This is a genomic window from Aliiroseovarius marinus, from assembly GCF_050881025.1.
Classification (GTDB): domain Bacteria; phylum Pseudomonadota; class Alphaproteobacteria; order Rhodobacterales; family Rhodobacteraceae; genus Aliiroseovarius; species Aliiroseovarius marinus_A.
This window is the reverse complement of record NZ_JBNNXQ010000003.1, coordinates 336,220-355,905: the sequence shown is the minus strand read 5'-3', so window position 1 is coordinate 355,905 and position 19,686 is coordinate 336,220. Positions and strand designations below refer to the sequence as shown.

Annotated in this window: 16 protein-coding genes and 1 tRNA gene; 8 read left to right on the top strand and 9 right to left on the bottom strand. The window is 59.8% G+C overall.

The window, feature by feature from the left end; genetic code table 11:
- Positions 1 to 14 precede the first annotated feature (14 nt).
- Positions 15 to 2,810, bottom strand: coding sequence for a glutamine-synthetase adenylyltransferase (locus ACRY08_RS10940; RefSeq protein WP_432449959.1), 2,796 nt, complete (start codon positions 2,808 to 2,810; stop codon positions 15 to 17).
- A 136-nt stretch (positions 2,811 to 2,946) separates the two neighbouring features.
- On the opposite strand from ACRY08_RS10940, the gene ACRY08_RS10935 reads away from it, so the two are divergent.
- The gene (locus ACRY08_RS10935; protein ID WP_432449958.1) at positions 2,947 to 3,414 is read left to right on the top strand and encodes a YbaK/EbsC family protein; all 468 of its coding nucleotides are present in this window, start codon (positions 2,947 to 2,949) and stop codon (positions 3,412 to 3,414) included.
- Here ACRY08_RS10935 and ACRY08_RS10930 read toward each other — a convergent pair.
- Complete coding sequence (locus ACRY08_RS10930; protein ID WP_432449957.1) at positions 3,393 to 3,767, bottom strand: MarR family winged helix-turn-helix transcriptional regulator; 375 nt, start codon at positions 3,765 to 3,767, stop codon at positions 3,393 to 3,395. The genes ACRY08_RS10935 and ACRY08_RS10930 overlap by 22 nt on opposite strands.
- A 205-nt stretch (positions 3,768 to 3,972) precedes the next feature.
- On the opposite strand from ACRY08_RS10930, the gene ACRY08_RS10925 reads away from it, so the two are divergent.
- The 5 genes from ACRY08_RS10925 (at position 3,973) to ACRY08_RS10905 (ending at position 7,254) form a co-directional block, all read left to right on the top strand.
- Positions 3,973 to 4,506: a cytochrome b gene (locus tag ACRY08_RS10925; RefSeq protein ID WP_432449956.1), complete on the top strand. Its 534-nt coding sequence runs from the start codon at positions 3,973 to 3,975 to the stop codon at positions 4,504 to 4,506.
- Positions 4,506 to 4,994 (top strand): enoyl-CoA hydratase, encoded by a 489-nt coding sequence (locus ACRY08_RS10920; RefSeq protein WP_432449955.1) that lies wholly within the window; start codon positions 4,506 to 4,508, stop codon positions 4,992 to 4,994. The genes ACRY08_RS10925 and ACRY08_RS10920 overlap by 1 nt, the downstream gene beginning before the upstream one ends.
- A gap of 192 nt (positions 4,995 to 5,186) precedes the next feature.
- Complete coding sequence (locus ACRY08_RS10915; RefSeq protein ID WP_432449954.1) at positions 5,187 to 5,708, top strand: DUF2852 domain-containing protein; 522 nt, start codon at positions 5,187 to 5,189, stop codon at positions 5,706 to 5,708.
- Between the two features lie 94 nt (positions 5,709 to 5,802).
- The gene (locus ACRY08_RS10910) at positions 5,803 to 6,276 is read left to right on the top strand and encodes an RDD family protein (protein WP_432449953.1); all 474 of its coding nucleotides are present in this window, start codon (positions 5,803 to 5,805) and stop codon (positions 6,274 to 6,276) included.
- Positions 6,277 to 6,414: 138 nt separating this feature from the next.
- Positions 6,415 to 7,254 carry an arginyltransferase gene (locus ACRY08_RS10905; RefSeq protein ID WP_432449952.1) on the top strand — a complete coding sequence of 280 codons (840 nt, stop codon included), beginning with the start codon at positions 6,415 to 6,417 and terminating at the stop codon, positions 7,252 to 7,254.
- A gap of 116 nt (positions 7,255 to 7,370) precedes the next feature.
- Here ACRY08_RS10905 and ACRY08_RS10900 read toward each other — a convergent pair whose 3' ends face one another.
- The gene (locus ACRY08_RS10900) at positions 7,371 to 9,257 is read right to left on the bottom strand and encodes a PhoX family protein (protein WP_432449951.1); all 1,887 of its coding nucleotides are present in this window, start codon (positions 9,255 to 9,257) and stop codon (positions 7,371 to 7,373) included.
- A gap of 535 nt (positions 9,258 to 9,792) precedes the next feature.
- On the opposite strand from ACRY08_RS10900, the gene ACRY08_RS10895 reads away from it, so the two are divergent.
- Positions 9,793 to 11,547, top strand: a complete 1,755-nt coding sequence (locus ACRY08_RS10895) for an acetolactate synthase 3 large subunit (RefSeq protein WP_432449950.1) — start codon at positions 9,793 to 9,795, stop codon at positions 11,545 to 11,547.
- A gap of 13 nt (positions 11,548 to 11,560) precedes the next feature.
- On the top strand, positions 11,561 to 12,121 hold the full coding sequence (ilvN, locus tag ACRY08_RS10890) for an acetolactate synthase small subunit (protein WP_432449949.1): 561 nt from the start codon (positions 11,561 to 11,563) through the stop codon (positions 12,119 to 12,121).
- 200 nt (positions 12,122 to 12,321) lie between these two features.
- On the opposite strand, the gene ACRY08_RS10885 is transcribed toward ilvN, so the two are convergent.
- The 6 genes from ACRY08_RS10885 to pdxH form a co-directional block, all read right to left on the bottom strand.
- Positions 12,322 to 12,609 (bottom strand): hypothetical protein, encoded by a 288-nt coding sequence (locus tag ACRY08_RS10885; protein WP_432449948.1) that lies wholly within the window; start codon positions 12,607 to 12,609, stop codon positions 12,322 to 12,324.
- A 420-nt stretch (positions 12,610 to 13,029) separates the two neighbouring features.
- A complete protein-coding gene (locus ACRY08_RS10880) occupies positions 13,030 to 16,734 on the bottom strand; it encodes a vitamin B12-dependent ribonucleotide reductase (protein WP_432449947.1) in 3,705 nt (1,234 codons plus the stop codon).
- An 843-nt stretch (positions 16,735 to 17,577) separates the two neighbouring features.
- Positions 17,578 to 17,654, bottom strand: a tRNA-Pro gene (locus ACRY08_RS10875).
- A 210-nt stretch (positions 17,655 to 17,864) separates the two neighbouring features.
- Positions 17,865 to 18,305, bottom strand: coding sequence for a DUF192 domain-containing protein (locus tag ACRY08_RS10870; RefSeq protein ID WP_432449946.1), 441 nt, complete (start codon positions 18,303 to 18,305; stop codon positions 17,865 to 17,867).
- Positions 18,306 to 18,416: 111 nt separating this feature from the next.
- A complete protein-coding gene (locus ACRY08_RS10865) occupies positions 18,417 to 18,959 on the bottom strand; it encodes a cold-shock protein (RefSeq protein ID WP_432449945.1) in 543 nt (180 codons plus the stop codon).
- A 111-nt stretch (positions 18,960 to 19,070) separates the two neighbouring features.
- Positions 19,071 to 19,676, bottom strand: coding sequence for a pyridoxamine 5'-phosphate oxidase (pdxH, locus tag ACRY08_RS10860; protein ID WP_432449944.1), 606 nt, complete (start codon positions 19,674 to 19,676; stop codon positions 19,071 to 19,073).
- Between the last annotated feature and the right edge of the window lie 10 nt (positions 19,677 to 19,686).

Below are 19,686 nucleotides of genomic sequence, written 5' to 3'. Positions count from 1 at the left end.
CCTCCCACCGGCGCTCACCCCGGAGGGTTGGCCAGCACCTCGTCAATGGCCTGGGCGGCGGCCCGTGCCTTGTTTTCCAAGTCCTGAACCAGCGCGTCTTTATTGTCCGCCCCGGTTTCGCGCAGCAAAAGCCCCTGCCCGCCCTGTCCAAGCGCCTCCAGATCCAATGCCTCGTCAGTCAGCAGTTTGGACGCGGCCTGCAAGCGCCACATTAGGTCATGCGAGGCCGCCATGGCCTGCCCCTGACCGTCAGAAAACCAGCCAATGGCGACACCTTCGGCAATCTGCCGGTCCGGTTCTGCCGGCGTGTTGGCCGATAAAAGCGCCGCCGCCTGAGCGACCAGCTCCACATCCTGCAGGTGCCCCTCGCCCAGTTTGGCGTCCAGCGCGCCGCGTGACTGTTTGGCCTCGGCGATGCGCGCGCGCATGTCGATCACATCGCCCACCACTTTCGCCGGATCGCGCTCAAAACCCAGCACCTCGGCGCGCGCAGCCTCATAGGCGCTCTGCAGCCCATCAGGCCCCGCCACCACCCGTGCGCGGGTCAGGGCCAGATGTTCCCAAGTCCAGGCCTCGTCGCGTTGATAGGCCTTGAAGCTTTCGATCGAGGTCGCCACCGCCCCCTGCCGCCCCGATGGTCTGAGCCGCATGTCCACCTCGTAAAGCCGCCCTTCCGCCATCGGGGCGGACAGCGCGGTCAGGAAGGCCTGCGTCAGGCGCGCGTAATAGGCGCGCGTGGCCAGCGGGCGACGGCCATCGGACATATCGACCCCTTCCGGGTCATAGATAATGATCAGGTCCAGATCCGACGTGGCCGTCAGCGCGCGCGCGCCCAAAGACCCCATGCCGATGATCGCGGCCCCTGCCCCCGGCGGCGTGCCATGTTTCAGCGCGAAATTCTCGACCACCACGGGCCACAGCCCGCGAATGACCGCGTCCGCAAGATCGGTATATTGCGTGCCCGCCTCGCGCGCCGGGATCAGCCCGCGCAGGAAATGCACGCCAATACGGAAATGCCATTCCTTCATCCAACGCCGCGTGGTGTCGAGCTTGGCTTCATAGTCGGGTGCCTTCGTCAAGCGCGCCACCAGCTCTGCCTCAAGCGCCGCGCCACCGGGCCAAGGCTCGAAGAACCCGCCCCCGATCACCGCGTCCAGCACCCCGGCGTTATGGCCCAGATAAGCGGCCAGCGCGGGCGCGGTTGCGGCGATGTCCACGATCAGGTCCACCAGCGTCGGGTTGGCCTCGAAAAGTGAGAAAAGCTGCACCCCGGCAGGCAGGCGTTTCAGGAAACCATCAAACTGGATCAGCGCATCCTGAGGGCGCGGCGCATCACCCAGCCGGGCCAGAAGATCGGGTTTCAACCGGTTGAAAATCTCCACCGCGCGCGAGGACCGCAGGCAGGGATAGGTTTCCCAGCGCCCGACGATTTCAGCCTCGGTTTCAGACAGCTCGCGACTGTCCGCCGCCGATCCATCCGGGGCAAAGAAGCTTTCGGTCACCTCGTGCACCTCGGCCAGCGCGTCATGGATGCGGGTTTTCAGCGCTGCGGTGTCGCCCTCGCCCATCATGCGGGCCATGCGGTCAAACTCGCCTTCCGTCTTGGGCAGCAGATGGGTCTGCGCGTCGCGCATCATCTGCACGCGATGTTCAACGGTGCGGTGGAAGCGATAATGGCGGGTCAGGATCTCGGCCACCTCGGAAGGGATCCAGTCCTTCTCGGCCAGCGCGGCCAGCCCCGGCACGGTTTCGCGCATCCTGAGCCCCTCGTCGCGGCCACCGGCGATGATCTGGCGGGTCTGGGTGAAAAACTCGATCTCGCGGATGCCGCCGCGCCCCAGTTTCATGTCGTGACCGGGCAAGGTGATGTCACCATGCAGGCCTTTATGCTCACGAATGCGCAGGCGCATGTCATGGGCGTCCTGAATGGCGGCGAAATCCAGATGTTTGCGCCAGATAAAGGGGCGCAGGCGGGTCAGATAGGCCGCGCCCGCCGCAATGTCGCCCCCACAGGGGCGCGCTTTGATGTGGGCGGCACGTTCCCATGTGCGGCCAAGGCTTTCATAGTAGCGTTCGGCGGCTTCCATCGACACGCAGACCGGCGTGACCGAGGGGTCCGGGCGCAGGCGCAGATCGGTGCGAAAGACATAGCCGTCTTCGGTGAGTTCCGAGAGCATGGCGCTCATCTTGCGGGTGGCGCGGATATGGCTGGCGCGGGCCTCGTGGAAATCGGCGCCCTCAAAGCGGCTGTCATCAAACAGCATGATCAGATCGATATCCGAGCTGTAGTTCAGCTCGTGCGCGCCCATCTTACCCATGGCCAGCGCCACCATGCCGCCCGCCGTTTCAACGTCATCCTCGCCCATGCCGGGTAGCTTTTTGCGCCGGATTTCCTGCCCCACCTGAAAGGTCATCGCGGTATGCGTGGCAAAATCCGCCAGATCGGTCAGCGCGCCGGTGACTTGCTCCAGCGCGTAGACGCCTGCCAGGTCCGCAAGCCCGGTCAAAAGCGCGATACGTTGCTTGGCCACACGCAGGGATTTGCGCAACGCGCTGTCACTGTCGCGGTCCATCTGGGTCATGGCCTGAGCGATGGCGTCTTCGGGCGCCATGGTCAGCGCTTCACGCAACCAGTCCGCCTGCTTTTCCATCAGCGTTTTCAGATAGGGTGCGCAGCCCGCCGTACCGGACAGAACATCGCGAAGATCAGGTGTCAGGTCGGAAAACTGATCGGCTATTTCGCGGGCTGGTTCTGCCTCGAAAGCGATGGGGGTTCGGGTGACACGGGCGGCGAAGGTATTTTGGCTCATAGGCTCAAATTGCGCGGCTCTTGCGGGCGGGTCAACAGGGGATGCGGCGCTGCGACAAAGATACATGGCGGGGGCCGCGCTGGTCTTGCCTTGGGCGCCATCATCGCTACTGTCGCGACACCAATGGGAGGTCCCGATGTCCAAAAGCTTGAAACGCGTGAAGGCTGCGCTGATTGATGCGGGTCTGAACACCGAAGTTCGCGAAATGGCCGACGGCACGCGCACCGCCGCGGATGCCGCGCGCGCCTGTGGCTGCGAGATTGACCAGATCGCCAAATCCATCATCTTTCGCGGCGATCGCAGCGGCCATGTGGTCCTGTTTCTCACCGCAGGCGGCAATCAGGTGGATGCGACAAAGGCGTCGGCACTTGCAGGCGAGCCGCTTGGCAAAGCGGATGCGACGCTGATCCGCGCAGAGACGGGTTTCGCCATTGGAGGTGTATCCCCGGTTGGCTTGATCAGCCCGGTGAAAGCGTTCTACGACGCGCGCCTGACGGATTTCGACGTGGTATGGGCGGCCGCAGGCACCCCACGCCATGTCTTTCCCGCAGCACCTGCTGATTTAATTGCGGCCTGTGGTGCTCAGCCCGGCAGCTTTGTCTGACCATCCGGGGCCATCAGCGCCCTCAATATCCGGGTCAGATCGGCACGCTCTGCTTCTGGCAACGGGGCCAGGAAGGTCTCGTTCACCGCTTTGACGGTTGCAAACAGGCTGGGCATCAATTGGGTGCCAGCCTCGGTCAGAAAGACGCGGTGGGACCGGCGGGATGTGGCGTCTGGCCGGCGTTCGACCAGCCCCTCGCCTTCCAGATGGTCCAAGGCACGGGTGATCGCGTAATTGGGCATGGAAATGCCGTCGCCCAATTCGGTTTGGGTGACGTCCTCACGCTCTGACAAGGTCATGAGAACGACGAAGTGATCAATTTTCAGGCCGAACGCCGCCAACCTGTCCGTCATTTGCCGGTCTAGTGTTCTCGCGAGCCGCTGGAACATCCAGCCGACGCTGGTCTGTCGCGTGGTTGTTGCACGGTCTGAAAGGGAATTGTTTTTGTTCATAAGCAAGACCATAGGTTGCCAATATTGCAATTGCAAATGTTTTATCTTGCTATTGTTGCAGCTGCAAATATTATGACGTCGAGTCTTTTAAAGATTGGAGAACACAATGAAACGCTATCATCCCCTTTTGGTCACCCTGCATTGGGTTCTGGCCGCAATGATCGTCGGAGGTCTGATCATGGGTGGCCAGGTTCTGGCTGCACTGCCCAATGACAGCCCGGACAAGCTGTTTAGCCTGCGCATGCATATGAGCGTCGGCATGATCATCGGCGTTCTGATGATTATTCGCCTGATCACACGGCTGCGCACGCAACACCCGCCGAAAGCGGACACCGGGAACGCCCTTTTGAACATGGGTGGGCAAGCGGCGCATTGGGCGCTTTACGCATTTGTCCTCCTGATGGTGGCCAGTGGTATCGGCATTTCACTGGGCGCGGGCCTGCCCGATATCGTGTTTGGCGGATCTGGCGCGCCTTTGCCGGAAACCTTCAATGACCTGCCCCCGCGCGCGGCTCATGGCATCCTGTCCAAGCTCCTTGCCCTGACCATCCTCGCCCATATCGCGGGCTGGGCCTATCACCAATTCCTGCTGAAGGACGGGTTGTTCAGCCGCATGTGGTTCGGAAAGCGGACTGACTGATGCGCAAGGTTTTAGACTTCATAAACGAGATCGCCGGCATTCTTTATGTCGGCGGTATCCTTTCACACATCGTGATCGGCGCGGTCATCGGCGCGCCCGATGGGGCAACGGCGGTGACCGTCTATAGCTATAAGCTGACCAGCGCCTATATTCTGATCCTGCCCGGGCTGGCCTTGAAGCTTGCCTGTGATCTGGCCCTGTTCTTCATCTGGAAAGAGCGTGCGCGCTGGCTGATCGTGAAGCTTGCCTGTCAGGCGTTTCTGGCGGTGAATGCCTTTGTCTTTCTTGTGCCGATGATGCCCGACCTGCTGGCGCTGGCTGAAGCCGGGGACCCGGCCGCGCCCGTCAGCGACGCCTTCCACGCGCTGGAAGCCCGCGAAGCCCTTGTGGGCATGTCCAATGTGCTGCCGCTGGTGACAGAGCTGATCATGGGCGCCTTCAAGCCTCGATTGGGCCAAAAGGCTTCTTCCGGCGCAGTTCCAGCCTAAACATCCCCCATAAAATACCAGAAAGAGCGGTAAATCAACACCGCTCTTTTTTCATTTTAATGTTCTAAATCAGCACCCTATACGATTTATGTAAAAAACATTCACATTGCCCCTTGATGCCACGGGGAAAATCCCCACATCCTAGTCATGTGAAAGACATTCACATTCAAACGACACAAAATGGAGACCATCATGAACACCGCCGCCCATACGACTGACTACACCGCCGCCCCCCGCGGATGGTTCTCGCGGACCGAGGCGTGGCTGGACGAACGCGGCAAAGGCGCCTGGATCGCCGCCATGGTCGTCAGCTTCATCCTCTTCTGGCCCGTTGGCTTGGCCCTTCTTGCCTATATGATCTGGAGCAAACGCATGTTCTCAAAATCCTGTGCCCACCGCAGCGCCCGTACCCCGCAAGCCTGGCAGGACCGTCATATGTCGCACCGCCACGGGTTCTCGACCTCGGGCAACACCGCCTTTGACGCCTATAAAGCAGAAACCCTGCGCCGGTTGATGAGCGAACAGGAAGCTTTCGAGGCCTTCCTTGAACGCCTGCGCGCCGCCAAGGACAAGTCGGAATTTGACCAGTTCATGGACGAACGCGCCGAAGCGGCCCAAACCGCACGCGACGAAGCCTATGACATCGAAGACGAGAGCGACGAAATCGACGATGTCGAGGTTCTGGACGAACCCAAACGCGCGAAAAAGAAGTAAGGCGCAAGCCTTCAGGGCTGGCCCTTCCCCCGGGGCCGGCCATTTTGCTATGTCACCCGCATACCCCCACGACTTTCCCCTTCAGAGGACCCCAATGACCTATCACGATGCCCATGCAACCCCGTCCCGCTGGGGCCTGCCCGACCCGGACAGCCAGCCCGAGTTTTATCAGGACGTGACGATGAAGCGCCTGACGGCCTGGGTTCTGGATGTCATCGTGATTGTCGCCATCACCTTTGCGATCAGCCTGTTGACCCTGGGCATCGGCTTTTTCCTGTGGGGGCTGATCTATCTGGCGGTTGGCTTCACCTATCGCACGCTGACCCTGACGGGCCGCTCGGCCACTCTGGGCATGCGCCTGTTTGCCATCGAGCTGCGCCGCCATGACGGCCACCGTTTTGACCGCCAGACCGCGGCACTGCACACGCTGGGCTTCTATCTGTCGATGACGACCTTTGTGATTCAACTGATCTCGATCGTGATGATGTTCACCACGGCGCGTGGTCAGGGCCTTGTTGATATGGTTCTGGGCACGGCGGCGATCAACCGGGCGGCTGACCAGCATTGATCTGCGGTCACGCGCCCTGCCCGTTTCCAACCTTGAAGACACGTTATTTACCTTAAGGCGGCGCGGGGCTTGCCCGCCCGCCCTTCACCGCGTTAGGCTGTGTGTCGAGGTAACGATAATCGAGATCAACGAGGTTCCATGCGCCATACCCTGCCGCTCGCGCCACAATTCTACGTGACCGCTCCGCAGGAGTGCCCCTATCTGGATGGGCGGATGGAACGTAAATTGTTCACCGCCCTGCAGGGGGAACACGCCCCGACACTGAATGACAGCCTGTCGAAACAGGGGTTTCGCCGGTCTCAAAACGTGCTCTACCGCCCGTCCTGCGCCGATTGCTCCGCCTGCCTGTCTGCCCGCATCCGGGTCGCGGATTTCAAACCGTCGAAAACCCAGCGTCGCGTGGTGAAACGCAATGCAGATCTGGAACGGCGCGCGCGCACACCCTGGGCCAGCGAAGACCAATACGAGCTGTTTCGCCGCTATCTTGACCACCGCCACGCAGATGGGGGCATGGCGGATATGGACGTGTTCGAATTTGCCGCGATGATCGAAGAAACCCCGATCAAAAGCCGCGTGATAGAGTATTCAGAACGCGGATCAGATCAGGCACCGGGCGATGAGCCAACTGGACCTTTACGCGCGGTCTGCCTGACCGATGTGCTCGATGACGGGTTGTCGATGGTTTATTCCTTCTTTGAACCCGATCGGCAGTCCAGTTCGCTGGGCACATTCATGATCCTTGATCATATCCAGATCGCCCGCGAAGCCGGCCTGCCCTATATCTATCTGGGCTATTGGGTGCCGGGCAGCCCGAAGATGGATTACAAGGCCAAGTTCTCTGGTCTTGAAGTCTATCGCGCAGGCCAATGGCAGAGCTTTGAGGCGGATGCGAATTATGACAGCGAGCTGAACCCGCTGTCCATTGACCCGATTGCCGAACAGGTCGCCGGGATCACGCTGCCCGATACGGCAACGTAAAACTCGCCCGGCAACCCACTCATATAACTGCAAAATAATAAGGCGCACCCGTATGGGCACGCCTTTCAAGCTTATGTGGCCGGGCGGGGTCATGGGCAGACCACCGCCTCAGCAGATCAGCCAATTTGCTTACCGTCTTCGCGCCAGAAGGCCACGATGGACGAACGCGGGTGACCGGCGCCATCAGGCCAGCTGCCACCGGGGTGCTGCACGCCAACAAAGCCAACCTTCTTGTCTTTCGACCAGCACAGTCCGGTCACCTCGGCGCGGTTGGGCACGGTCATGAAGCGCACGATCTCGCCGGTTTCGGGGTGACCCACCAGCATCTGGTTGTTGCCCATACCTTCGAAATCGCCTTCGTTTTTATAGTTCCCATCCGTCTGGATCCACAAAAGACCGTCCGAAGAAAACTGCATCCCGTCGGGCGAGTTGAACATATTGCCCTCGTTGATGTTGTCCGACCCGGCGTATTCATTGCCATAGACCTTCGGATTGCCCGCCATCACGTAGAGATCCCAGGTGAAATCATCCGCCGCGTGGTTGTCGCCTGCGGGCGTCCAGCGCACGATCTGGCCGTAATGGTTGGTTTCACGCGGGTTCACCGCATTGACCGAGGTGTCATCACCGCCCGCATTGGGTTTCACACCACGGTTCTTGTTGTTGGTCAGCGCGCAATAGGCTTCGGCCTTCAGCGGATTCGCGGCCACCCATTCCGGGCGGTCCATGGTGGTGGCGCCGACCTTCGAGGCCGCCATGCGCGAGAAACACAGGATGTCTTCGATGCTCATCGAGGTGGTTTCCGGCGTCAGCGGCACCCATTCACCGGTCTGATCATCGTTGAAGCGCGCCACGTAAAGCGTGCCGTCATTCAAAAGATCACCCCCGCCCTGCCCTTCGGCCCAGGTGCCGTTCGAGACGTAGCGATACAGATACTCGCCGCGCTCATCATCGCCCATATAGACCACGACCCGGCCATCGCTGGCCTGCACCATTTCGGCATTTTCATGTTTGAAGCGCCCAAGAGCGGTGCGTTTCACCGGGGTCGATTTGGGATCGGCGGGGTCAATCTCGGTGATGAACCCGTGGCGATGCGGCTCGTTAGGCTCGTTCGAGATGTCATAGCGCGGATCAAACTTTTCATAGGCATAGCGGCCTTCGCCACCGATGCCATAGCGCGTATAGCCTTCGCCCGCGGGCATCTCGCCCGTGGCGCCAAAGTAGCCGTTGAAGTTCTCTTCGCAGGTCAGATAGGTGCCCCAAAGCGTCTTGCCCGAGCCGCAATTGTTCATCGTGCCTTTCACGGTTGTGCCAAACGGGTCGGCCTTGGTGCGCAGCAGCTTGTGACCGGCCAAGGGCCCTGCAATCAGCATCTCTGTCTCATGGGTGATGCGACGGTTATAGGGGCTGTCTTTCACCACCGCGTAACCTGCACCTGTGTTGGCAATCTCCATCACTGTCACGCCCTGCAGGTTTTTCAGCAAGCTGACCTCAGCGGCCGAGCGCGGGGTGCCTTCGGCCTCGGCGGGCAAGTTGATCTTCGGGTTCACATATTCCGAGTTCACCGCGATCAGCTCGCGGCCATCCACCTCGAAATGCTCCATGCCGTCGGTGTTTTCGCCAAACACCTTGTCGGACATGTCCACCGAAACACCGGTCTCGCCGTCATAGGCGCCATCGGCCTCGGACCAGAGCGCATCGCCCCAACGCACCAAAACCTGCGAGCGATAGCCTTCGGGCACGTGAATCTCGTGATCCGTGGCAATGCCAATGGGATCAAACCCAAACCCGTGGCCGTGGGCCTTGGCGGCAACCGGCGTCAGCATCGAGGTGCCAAATACCGCAGCCCCCGATCCAAAGGCCAGCGCGCCACCCAGAAAGCCGCGCCGCGAAATAGCGCGATCCACAACGGCGTCAAACCCGTTGGTGTCAGGGCGCGGGTCGCGCATCTCGTCGAAATCATCCCAGGACAGATCTGTCGGATCGGTGATGTCTGTGGGTTTCATAATGTCCTCGTTTGGCTGTCTGACCGGACGCTCCGGTGGTTAAGATGGCACGGGGCGCGCGTATGTCGGGCACCCTGCTGGTGGCGCAGGCATGCCTGCCCAAGATGACAGGGACATGATGAAATCGTAACAGAAGGGTTACAGCTGCCGTGAATGCTGCAGTGCGGCCCACCCCTGCCACCCACCCGCCAAAAATCGCCGTTATTTCGGAAACCCGCCCAGCCGCGCAACAATATTACAAAAATTGCCCGACAAATCGCCCATTTCATACATTTTTCCCTGTTGACGCCCCCATTCAAGAAACATAATGTCCCCGCAGCCAAAGGAGAGTGAGAGATGCAGCGTCTCGTACTTGTCATCGTAGGAACCAAGCGCATGGGCCGGTAACGGTAGACCAGTTTCGATCCCATGCGCCCCCGAAAATCGGGGGTTTTTTTATATCAAGGCGCTGCAAAACGCCTTGGATGACGACAAGAACAGACAGGCTGGCTGCTCTCTTTTGGGACAGTGAAAGACGCGTGGAACGGAGAATAAGATGACACGTCAGATGACCGGAGCAAAAATGGTGGTTCAAGCCCTGAAGGATCAGGGTGTGGACACAGTCTTTGGCTATCCGGGGGGCGCTGTCCTACCGATTTATGACGAGATTTTTCAGCAAAACGACATCCGCCACATCCTTGTGCGCCACGAACAAGGCGCAGTGCACGCCGCTGAAGGCTATGCGCGTTCGACCGGCAAGCCGGGTGTTGTGCTGGTCACCTCTGGCCCCGGCGCCACCAACGCGGTGACCGGGCTGACCGATGCGCTTTTGGATTCGATCCCGCTGGTGGTTCTGACCGGCCAGGTGCCGACCTTCATGATCGGCACGGATGGGTTTCAGGAAGCCGACACTGTTGGCATCACCCGCCCCTGCACCAAGCACAACTGGCTGGTGAAAGAGACCGACAAGCTGGCGGACACGATCCACCAGGCCTTCCACGTGGCGACCTCGGGCCGTCCGGGGCCGACGCTGATCGACATTCCGAAAGACGTTCAGTTCGCGACCGGGAAATACACGCCGCCCGCCAAGGCCGAAACCAGCCATTATGCGCCCGCGATGCGCGGCGACAAGGATGCGATCACCGAACTGGCCGAGATGATGGAGGCTGCCGAGCGTCCGATCTTCTATACCGGCGGCGGTGTGATCAACTCTGGTCAGGCGGCCTGTCAGCTTCTGCGCGAGCTGGTGGATGCGACCGGGTTTCCGATCACCTCGACTCTGATGGGTCTGGGCGCCTACCCCGCCTCGGGCAAGCATTGGCTGGGCATGCTGGGCATGCACGGGCTCTATGAAGCCAATATGGCGATGCATGATTGTGACCTGATGATCTGCGTGGGCGCGCGGTTTGACGACCGGATCACCGGGCGCGTGGACGCGTTCAGCCCCGGGTCGAAAAAGGCTCATATCGACATTGACCCCAGCTCGATCAACAAGGTGATCCACGTGGACCTGCCGATCATTGGCGATGTGGGCCATGTGCTTGAAGACCTTCTGAAAATCTGGAAGGCCCGCGGGCGCAAGGTGAACAAGGACGGGCTGTCGGCCTGGACAGGCCAGATTGCGGATTGGAAAGAACGCCGCTGCCTGAGCTACACCAACACGGACGACATCATCCAGCCGCAATACGCGCTGGAACGGCTTGAGGCGCTGACCAAGGACAAGGACCGCTATGTGGCGACCGAAGTGGGCCAGCACCAGATGTGGGCTGCGCAATTCCTTGGGTTCGAAGATCCGAACCGCTGGCTGACCTCGGGTGGCCTTGGCACGATGGGCTATGGCCTGCCCGCGTCTCTGGGCGCGCAGATCGCGCACCCTGATGCTTGCGTGATCAACGTGGCGGGTGACGCGTCGTGGCTGATGAACATGCAGGAAATGGGCACCGCCGTTCAGTTCCGTGCCCCGATCAAACAGTTCATCCTGAACAATGAACGTCTGGGCATGGTGCGCCAGTGGCAGGAGCTGCTGCACGGCGAACGTTACAGCCACAGCTGGTCGGAAAGCCTGCCGGACTTCGTGAAGCTGGCCGAGGCCTTTGGCTGCAAGGGCCGTCAGGTGTCTGACCCGGCCGAGCTGGATGACGCCATTCAGGAAATGCTCGATTATGACGGGCCGTTCATTCTGGACGTGCTGGTCGAAAAACACGCCAATTGCTTCCCGATGATCCCATCGGGCGCACCCCATAACGACATGCTCATGGGCGAAGCCGAGACGCAGGGCGTCATCGGGGCCGCTGGCGCAACTTTGGTTTAAGGAGGGTCTCTAAATGTCTGCACTCAAGATCAAAAAAGGCTCTTCACGCAAATCAGCCTATGACCTGCGTGACCCCAATTCGGACGTGATCGAAAGCCACACGCTGGCCTGTGTCGTGGACAACGAAGCGGGCGTTCTGGCGCGTGTTATCGGGCTTTTTGCCGGGCGTGGTTACAACATCGAAAGCCTCACCGTGGCAGAGGTAGATCACGAAGGTCACCTGTCGCGCATCACCATCGTGACCACCGGCACCCCTGCCGTGATTGAACAGATCAAGGCGCAGCTGGGCCGCATCGTGCCCGTGCACGAGGTGCATGATCTGACGGTCGAGGGGCGTTCTGTCGAGCGTGAACTGGCGCTGTTCAAGGTCGAAGGCACCGGCGACAAGCGGGTCGAGGCCCTGCGTCTGGCGGACATCTTCCGCGCCAATGTGGTTGACAGCACGCTGGACAGTTTCGTTTTCGAGATCACCGGCACCACCGAAAAAATCGACGCTTTTGCCGATCTGATGCGCCCCTTGGGCCTGTCAGAGGTCGCGCGCACCGGCGTGGCGGCGCTGTCACGCGGGGCTTGAGGCGTTTCGATCTCGTTTCAAACGCGTATAGGAACGCCGTTGTGCCAGAGGGACAACGGCGTTCTTGTTTCTTGAGGGCCAGCGTGGATTGACGGCCCAGAATACATGCTCAACCGCGGACCCCGCCCCCACGCCAGGATTTGATACCAGAACGCGCCACAGGGCGCCCGGAACTGTTGCACCGGGCTACAGCTGTCTTCTCAGGCCACAATGCTGAGATACGCGGGCGATTTCCCGGCTTGCTGCTGATCAAATCCCGTCAGAATGTCCTGAGGGTCCAGATCACTGCGCGGAATATCTGTTTCAACAAGATGGCGCACGGTTCGAAAACCATCGCTCTCGTCATACTGCACGCTCACCTGCGCGCCGCGCTCCAAATCGCCCGATATTTGCACACTCGGCCCGATATAGGCCAAGGGGCCCTGATCCTCACACCACACCAACCCGATACGCTTTTTCGCACTATACCAAAGAACAATCCCAATCATTGGCATCTCCACTTCAGATTGAGACCAGTTTAAAGGCTAACCAGCTGTGGGCTAGGTAGAAAAACGGCAATTATTCGACACTTAATGGCATCATAACCCCAATGGGGTGACGCGAAACTGCATCTTACATACCCTTATAGGTAGGTTTCCAACAGGAGTGCTCACCGCGCCTGAAGGGGGATCGGGACGTCGGGGAATCAGTCTTACCTGCTGCAAAACCGCAAAAAAATGAGGCGCCCGAAGGCGCCCCAGTTTCGCTGATAGGGCTCGTAATTCGTACTGCCCGTGTTTTATGCCTGCGGCCCTATCCGCGTCAGGGGCGAGCGCACCCGCCCCGTGTCAGAGTGGGGGGCAAAATTCCGCCCACCCTAACCCTGCCATGGCACCCCCTTGGGACGTGAGGTGCCATGACGAAACTTGTCAGCTACAGCCTGTGGTCGACCCGCAGGTGTTGCATTTCATGCAGGTGCCGTTGCGCACCAGCGTGTAGTTGCCGCATTCGCCACAGGGATCCCCTTCGTAGCCCTGCATCTTGGCCTTGGTGCGCGCATCCATCGAGGTCGACACCGTGCCGCTGCTGATCGCGGTTTCCACCACGGTGGTCTCGGCGATCGTGGCGCTGGCGGTTTCCGGCACCAAAGTGTTCAGCGCGCCGACAGGATCGGTGCCGGTGAGCGCCGTGGCGCCCATCTCGGCCCCACCCTGCAGCACCACCAGCTCTTGCGGCAGACGCTTGCGCAGATAGCCGGTCGAGCTGATTTGCTTCAGCACTTCCAGCGACTTGGTGGCAGCGGTCTCGGACGGCTCCTGCACGTTCGAGACCCCCTCTTCCTCGCCGCGACCCAGATCGTCGAAGCTTGCGCCTTCGGGTTTCACATGGGCCAGGTCGGTGCGGTCCAGATAGGACACGGCCAGTTCGCGGAAGATGTAGTCGAGGATCGATGTCGCGTTCTTGATCGAGTCGTTGCCCTGAACCATGCCCGCCGGTTCGAACTTGGTGAAGGTGAAGGCGTCCACGAACTCCTCCAGCGGCACGCCGTATTGCAGGCCCACCGACACGGCGATGGCGAAGTTGTTCATCATCGCACGGAAGCCAGCGCCTTCCTTGTGCATGTCGATGAAGATCTCGCCCAGATTGCCGTCTTCATATTCGCCGGTGCGCAAGTAAACCTTGTGGCCGCCCACGATGGCTTTTTGGGTGTAGCCCTTGCGACGCTCGGGCAGCTTCTCACGGCCGCGCGCCACTTCCTTGATGACCACTTTCTCGATGATCTTCTCGGCCAGTGTCACGGCTTTCTCGTGGGTCGAGCCCGAGGCCAGAATTTCTTCTGCTTCCTCGTCATCCTCGACCAGAGCCGCGGCCAAAGGCTGGCTCAGTTTCGATCCATCGCGATAGAGCGCGTTGGCCTTGATACCCAGGCTCCAGGACAGCTCGTAAGCCTTCTGGCAGTCTTCAATGGTGGCGTCATTCGGCATGTTGATCGTTTTCGAGATCGCGCCCGAAATGAACGACTGTGCCGCCGCCATCATGTGGATATGGCTGTCAACACTCAGGAAACGCTTGCCTTTTTTGCCACACGGGTTGGCGCAGTCAAAGACGTTCAGGTGCTCTTCCTTCAGGTGCGGTGCCCCTTCCAGGGTCATCGTGCCGCAAACGTGGTCATTGGCCGCGTCAATGTCCTGACGGGTGAAGCCAAGATGGCTCAGCAGGCTGAAGTCCGGGTCCGTCAGCTTTTCAGCCGGGATGCCCAGCACGTTGGTGCAGAACTCCTCGCCCAGCGTCCACTGGTTGAAGACAAAGCGGATGTCAAAGGCCGAGGGCAGCGCCGCTTCGATCTTGTCGATCTCGTTCTGGCCAAAGCCGTGGCCGATCAGTGTGGTGTGGTTGATGCCCGGCGCATTGCCGATGGTGCCGTGACCCACAGCGTAGCTGATGATCTCTTCGATTTCCGACGAAGCATAGCCCAGCTTTTCAAGGGCGGCCGGGACCGAGCGGTTGATGATCTTGAAGTAACCGCCACCAGCAAGCTTCTTGAACTTCACCAGCGCGAAGTCCGGCTCGATGCCTGTGGTGTCGCAATCCATCACCAGACCGATGGTGCCGGTGGGCGCAATCACCGAGACCTGCGCGTTGCGGTAGCCGTGCTTTTCACCCAAGGCCAGCGCCTCGTCCCAAGCGCCCATGGCCAGATCGACCAGCTTGGCATCGGGGCAGTTCTTCAGGTCCAGCGGCACCGGCTTGATGGCCAGATCTTCGTAGCCTTCCGTCGCGCCGTAGGCAGCCGTGCGGTGGTTGCGGATGACGCGCAGCATGTGGTCCTTGTTGCGCGCATAACCTTCAAAGGCCCCCAGCTCGCCCGCCATTTCCGCCGAAGTGGCGTAGGAAACGCCCGACATGATCGCGGTCAGAGCGCCTGCAAGCGCGCGGCCCTCGTCGCTGTCATAGCCAAGGCCCATATTCATGAGCAGGCCGCCGATATTGGCGTAACCGAGCCCCAAGGTGCGGAAAACATAGCTGAGTTCGGCGATTTCCTTCGACGGGAACTGCGCCATCATCACCGAGATTTCCAGCGTGATGGTCCACAGGCGCGTGGCGTGCATGTAGTCCTCGGCCTGGAACACGCCGTCCTTCAGGAAGGTCAGCAGGTTCATCGAGGCCAAGTTACAGGCGGTGTCGTCCAGGAACATATATTCCGAACACGGGTTGGAGCCACGAATTTCGCCGTCTTCCGGGCAGGTGTGCCAGGCGTTGACCGTGTCGTGATACTGGATGCCGGGATCGGCACAGGCCCAGGCGGCGTGGCCGATCTGATCCCACAGATCGCGCGCCTTGATGGTCTTGGCAACCGAGCCATCGGTGCGGCGAATGAGCTCCCAATCGGCATCTTCCTCGACGGCTTTCAGATAGGCGTCGGTCACGCGCACCGAGTTGTTCGAGTTCTGGCCCGAAACGGTCGCGTAGGCTTCGCTGTCCCAGTCCGTGTCATAGGTCGGAAACTCGATCGAGCCATAGCCCTGCTTTGCATAATCCAACACGCGCTTGACGTAAACTTCGGGAATTGCCACTTTTTTGGCCGCCCGAATTGCACTTTTCAAACCTTCGTTGGCTTTCGGGTCAAACGCGTCCTCTTCCTTGCCATCCCATGATTTGATCGCGGCAAAGATGTGGTTCAGATGCTCTTCGTGCATCTTCGAGCCAGCAACCAGCGAGGCCACTTTCTGCTCTTCCTTGACCTTCCAGTTGATGTATTCCTCGATATCCGGGTGATCGCTATCGACGATGACCATCTTGGCCGCACGACGCGTGGTGCCGCCCGATTTGATCGCGCCGGCCGCGCGGTCACCGATTTTCAGAAAGCCCATCAGGCCCGAAGATTTGCCGCCGCCGGACAGCGGCTCATTCGCCGCGCGCAGTGACGAGAAGTTGGTGCCGGTGCCGGAGCCGTATTTGAACAAGCGCGCTTCGCGCACCCAGAGGTCCATGATGCCGCCATCGCCCACCAGATCGTCGCCGATGGACTGAATGAAACAGGCGTGCGGCTGCGGGTGCTCATAGGCCGAGGCCGATTTTGTCAGCTCGCGGGTTTTGTGATCGACATAGTAATGCCCTTGGCTGGGACCATCGATCCCGTAAGCCCAATGCAAGCCGGTGTTGAACCACTGCGGCGAGTTCGGCGCGGCGCGCTGGCTGGCCAGCATGTGGCGCATTTCGTCGAAATAGGCCTGCGCGTCGTCTTCCGTGGTGAAATAGCCACCCTTCCAGCCCCAATAGGCCCAGGCGCCGGCCAGACGGTCAAACACCTGCTTGGCCGAGGTTTCGCCACCGAAACGCGCGTCTTCGGGCAGTTTTTCAAGGGCTTTTTCATCGGGAACAGACCGCCACAGGAACTCGGGCACATCTTTTTCTTTGACCTTCTTCAGAACGGCGGGCACGCCGGCCTTGCGGAAATATTTCTGCGCGATGACATCCGAGGCCACCTGGCTCCAACCTGAAGGGATTTCGCAATCATCCAGTTTGAACACGATCGTTCCATCCGGGTTGCGGATTTCGGACGATGTTGTGGTGAAATCCAGCTCTGCGTAAGCGTCCTGCCCGGATGTGGTGAATTTGCGATCAATCTTCATTGGATCCCCGTCTGTCCCATTACCTGTCTGAAGCGTTGCCCGGTCTTGGTTCGTCCCGGCCCGGCTTGGCCCCTGTCTACAATTCGTGCTGGTCACGAGGCATTGAAACACGCACAAAAGATCCCGCCCGATGAAACGCCACGCGCATATCGGCACACCCTTCAAAATCAGGTGGAAAGTTCAATTCGTGTCCCGCTAAACCTGCCGCCACTATATGTTGTGGCTTGATGACCAGCGCCCACAAAGTGGCGTGAAGACCCATATCAGGTCAACGGTAAAATCTGAGATATCCCCAACTCTTTTCCGTTGACCTTTGATTAACCATACGCCGCTCACCAGACCAAGAATGATTCCCGCCACAGCACAACCCTTGCGTGTATGCGGAAAACCTTTGGTTTCCGGCAGGTTTATCCTCAAAAGCCGAAGTTTTGCGTGAAGCTTGTATGCAGCATGTTGCATTGCAGCAGAGAATCGTATGCTGCAGGGCGGCAGAGCCTGCAAAACACACAAGATATAGAGGAAAACCTTACCCAGACACCATATAGAGCCGGAGTTGCCACAAAATTGGGCACATCGGCTCAGTTTGCTGGTCGGAAATGTCGGTCACAGAAGAATCACTAACGCGTGAAATCCTGAGCGCCACTTGCGGGCGTGATCGCCAAATCAAAGCAAGACGCGTCGCCCGGCTGATTGATCCGCCACGACAGGCGCGTTGCGACACCGGTCGGCGCCTGCGGCCAAAACCGGAACAGCATCCCGCGCCCGCCCGCGTCACACTATATATAGTGGTCGCATATCGCATGGCGCCGGTGAGGGCGTATGTGTCATGGCAACGAAGAGAAATGGTCGGGACGGCAAGATTCGAACTTGCGACCTACGGTACCCAAAACCGTCGCGCTACCAGGCTGCGCTACGCCCCGACTGCGCCCCTCTTAACGGCGTGCGGAAGCGTTGAAAAGAGCAAAATATGTCTAAAGCGTTTTCAGATTACGTTGAATGAAGGTGATGGGGAAACGCCGCGCAACAGGTAAGGATGGTGGGCGTTTCGGGATAAACATGGGCTCAACCCTATCCCGAAACATTTTAGGTTCAAACTGATACCGAGAAACGCCCCCGGACATGGGCGGCGCTTACTGCGACGCGCCGGCACAGGGCCAAGCGGCGCGGCTTTGATCCAGTGCCGGATGACGCAACTGGCTGCCCGCTGAGATGCCAAGACGGCGGGCGGTGCCCCCGTTCAGTTCCAGAACCGATTGAATGCCCCTGCCCCCATGAATCGGAGTCAGATCGCCGGGGATGGCGTTCTCGTGAATGCGGGCGACGCGGCCGTCGGCGGTCAGGAAGAGCATATCCAGCGGGATGAGCGTGTTTTTCATCCAAAATGACACGCGTTGTGGTCGCTTGAAGACAAACAACATGCCCGACATCGCCGGCAGGCTTTCGCGATGCATCAGACCCTGTGCCCGTGTGCGGGGCGTGTTTGCCAGTTCGATGCGAAAACGCGCTTGCCCCCAAAGACCGCGCAGATCGACATGGGTGGACGCGCAGGCCTCCGCCGCACGTTCAGACATGGAGGTTGTGGGAAGCCAGAGCAGGCAACACAGCAAGGCAAGATACAGGATCTGCCGCAAAAGGCGGGGCGAATGGGTCATATCTGACCGTCCCGCCCCGCGCGTGAATTGTCAATCTTCGTCGGTGACAATCGCATCCCAGGCGGACACGACAACAGCCATGCAGCCGCGTTTGCCCTGTGCGGTGCGAATGCTGACCGCTTCACCCGGTTGCAAATCCGCAAGACCTGACCGGCGCAACACTTCGACATGGATGAACACATCTTCGTTGCTGCCAAACACATTGGCAAATCCGAACCCTTTGGCCTTGTCGAACCACTTCACCCGTGCCGGCTCTGCCGGGCCGGCTTCGGACAGGTCCACAAATCCGTCGGTGATCTCTTCCAGATCCGGTGCAAGCCCCGTTTCGGGCGGTTCGATCGCCAATACCGAAACGGCCTGACGTCCACGCGAGGTCGATTGCACGGCCACTTCGATCAGCGACCCGTCTGCAACCGAACTTTGCCCGAAGTTTCGCAGGACATTCGCATGCAGCAAAATGTCGGTGCCACCTTCATCTGCAACCACAAACCCGAAACCCTTTGACGGGTCGAACCATTTCACCTGGCCGCGCAGGACAACAGGATCCTGCGCATCGCTCAATTGCGCCATCATTATCCTCTAGATTTTCGCATCCCCAAGGACACTATTGAGGACTTTCGAAAGGTGACGCAAGTGGAAAACACCTATACTTTTCGGCAGGTAACCATTCATGTGACGCGAATTTTAAGGGCTCAAACGCGTGATTTCCCACGCATCCTGCGCGCTGTCCCGGCACCAACGAAATCTGTCATGCAGGCGAAACGCCCCATCGGCCCAGAACTCAATTTCCAAAGGTTGGATACGATATCCACCCCAAAAATCAGGCCTTTTGGGCGATGGGCCATGCGTTGCCGTGACCCGCGCCACCTCGGCCATCAGCGCCTTGCGCGAGGCCAGCGGCTGGCTTTGACGTGACGCCCAGGCACCCAGACGGCTTTTCAGGGAACGTGTTGCAAAATAGGCATCTGCTTTTTCACCGGATTCGCGAATAACAGTGCCGCGCACGCGAATCTGCCGACGCAAGGATTTCCAATGCATCACGAATGCGGCTTTCCCGGCCCCGTCGACCTCGGCCGCTTTTGCCGATCCGTAATTGGTGTAGAAGACGAAGGCGTCATCCTCGATCTCTTTCAATAGCACCATGCGCACATTTGGCATGCCCTGCCCGTCTACCGTGGACAGCGCAATCGCGTTCGGGTCGTTGATCTCGCTCTCTTCCGCCTCGGCCAACCAGCGGCGCGCGATCTCAAAAGGATCGTCGCCTGCGAAAATTCCGTCACGTTCAGCCATCATCCCGTCC

Coding starts and splice junctions, on each gene's coding strand:
- ACRY08_RS10885 (WP_432449948.1), bottom strand. CDS start 12,609: ATGATTGGGATTGTTCTTTGGTATAGTGCGAAAAAGCGTATCGGGTTG.
- ACRY08_RS10880 (WP_432449947.1), bottom strand. CDS start 16,734: ATGAAGATTGATCGCAAATTCACCACATCCGGGCAGGACGCTTACGCA.
- ACRY08_RS10870 (WP_432449946.1), bottom strand. CDS start 18,305: ATGTCTGAACGTGCGGCGGAGGCCTGCGCGTCCACCCATGTCGATCTG.
- ACRY08_RS10930 (WP_432449957.1), bottom strand. CDS start 3,767: ATGACGGACAGGTTGGCGGCGTTCGGCCTGAAAATTGATCACTTCGTC.
- ACRY08_RS10940 (WP_432449959.1), bottom strand. CDS start 2,810: ATGAGCCAAAATACCTTCGCCGCCCGTGTCACCCGAACCCCCATCGCT.
- ACRY08_RS10920 (WP_432449955.1), top strand. CDS start 4,506: ATGCGCAAGGTTTTAGACTTCATAAACGAGATCGCCGGCATTCTTTAT.
- ACRY08_RS10895 (WP_432449950.1), top strand. CDS start 9,793: ATGACACGTCAGATGACCGGAGCAAAAATGGTGGTTCAAGCCCTGAAG.
- ilvN (WP_432449949.1), top strand. CDS start 11,561: ATGTCTGCACTCAAGATCAAAAAAGGCTCTTCACGCAAATCAGCCTAT.
- pdxH (WP_432449944.1), bottom strand. CDS start 19,676: ATGGCTGAACGTGACGGAATTTTCGCAGGCGACGATCCTTTTGAGATC.
- ACRY08_RS10910 (WP_432449953.1), top strand. CDS start 5,803: ATGACCTATCACGATGCCCATGCAACCCCGTCCCGCTGGGGCCTGCCC.
- ACRY08_RS10935 (WP_432449958.1), top strand. CDS start 2,947: ATGTCCAAAAGCTTGAAACGCGTGAAGGCTGCGCTGATTGATGCGGGT.
- ACRY08_RS10925 (WP_432449956.1), top strand. CDS start 3,973: ATGAAACGCTATCATCCCCTTTTGGTCACCCTGCATTGGGTTCTGGCC.
- ACRY08_RS10905 (WP_432449952.1), top strand. CDS start 6,415: ATGCGCCATACCCTGCCGCTCGCGCCACAATTCTACGTGACCGCTCCG.
- ACRY08_RS10900 (WP_432449951.1), bottom strand. CDS start 9,257: ATGAAACCCACAGACATCACCGATCCGACAGATCTGTCCTGGGATGAT.
- ACRY08_RS10915 (WP_432449954.1), top strand. CDS start 5,187: ATGAACACCGCCGCCCATACGACTGACTACACCGCCGCCCCCCGCGGA.
- ACRY08_RS10865 (WP_432449945.1), bottom strand. CDS start 18,959: ATGATGGCGCAATTGAGCGATGCGCAGGATCCTGTTGTCCTGCGCGGC.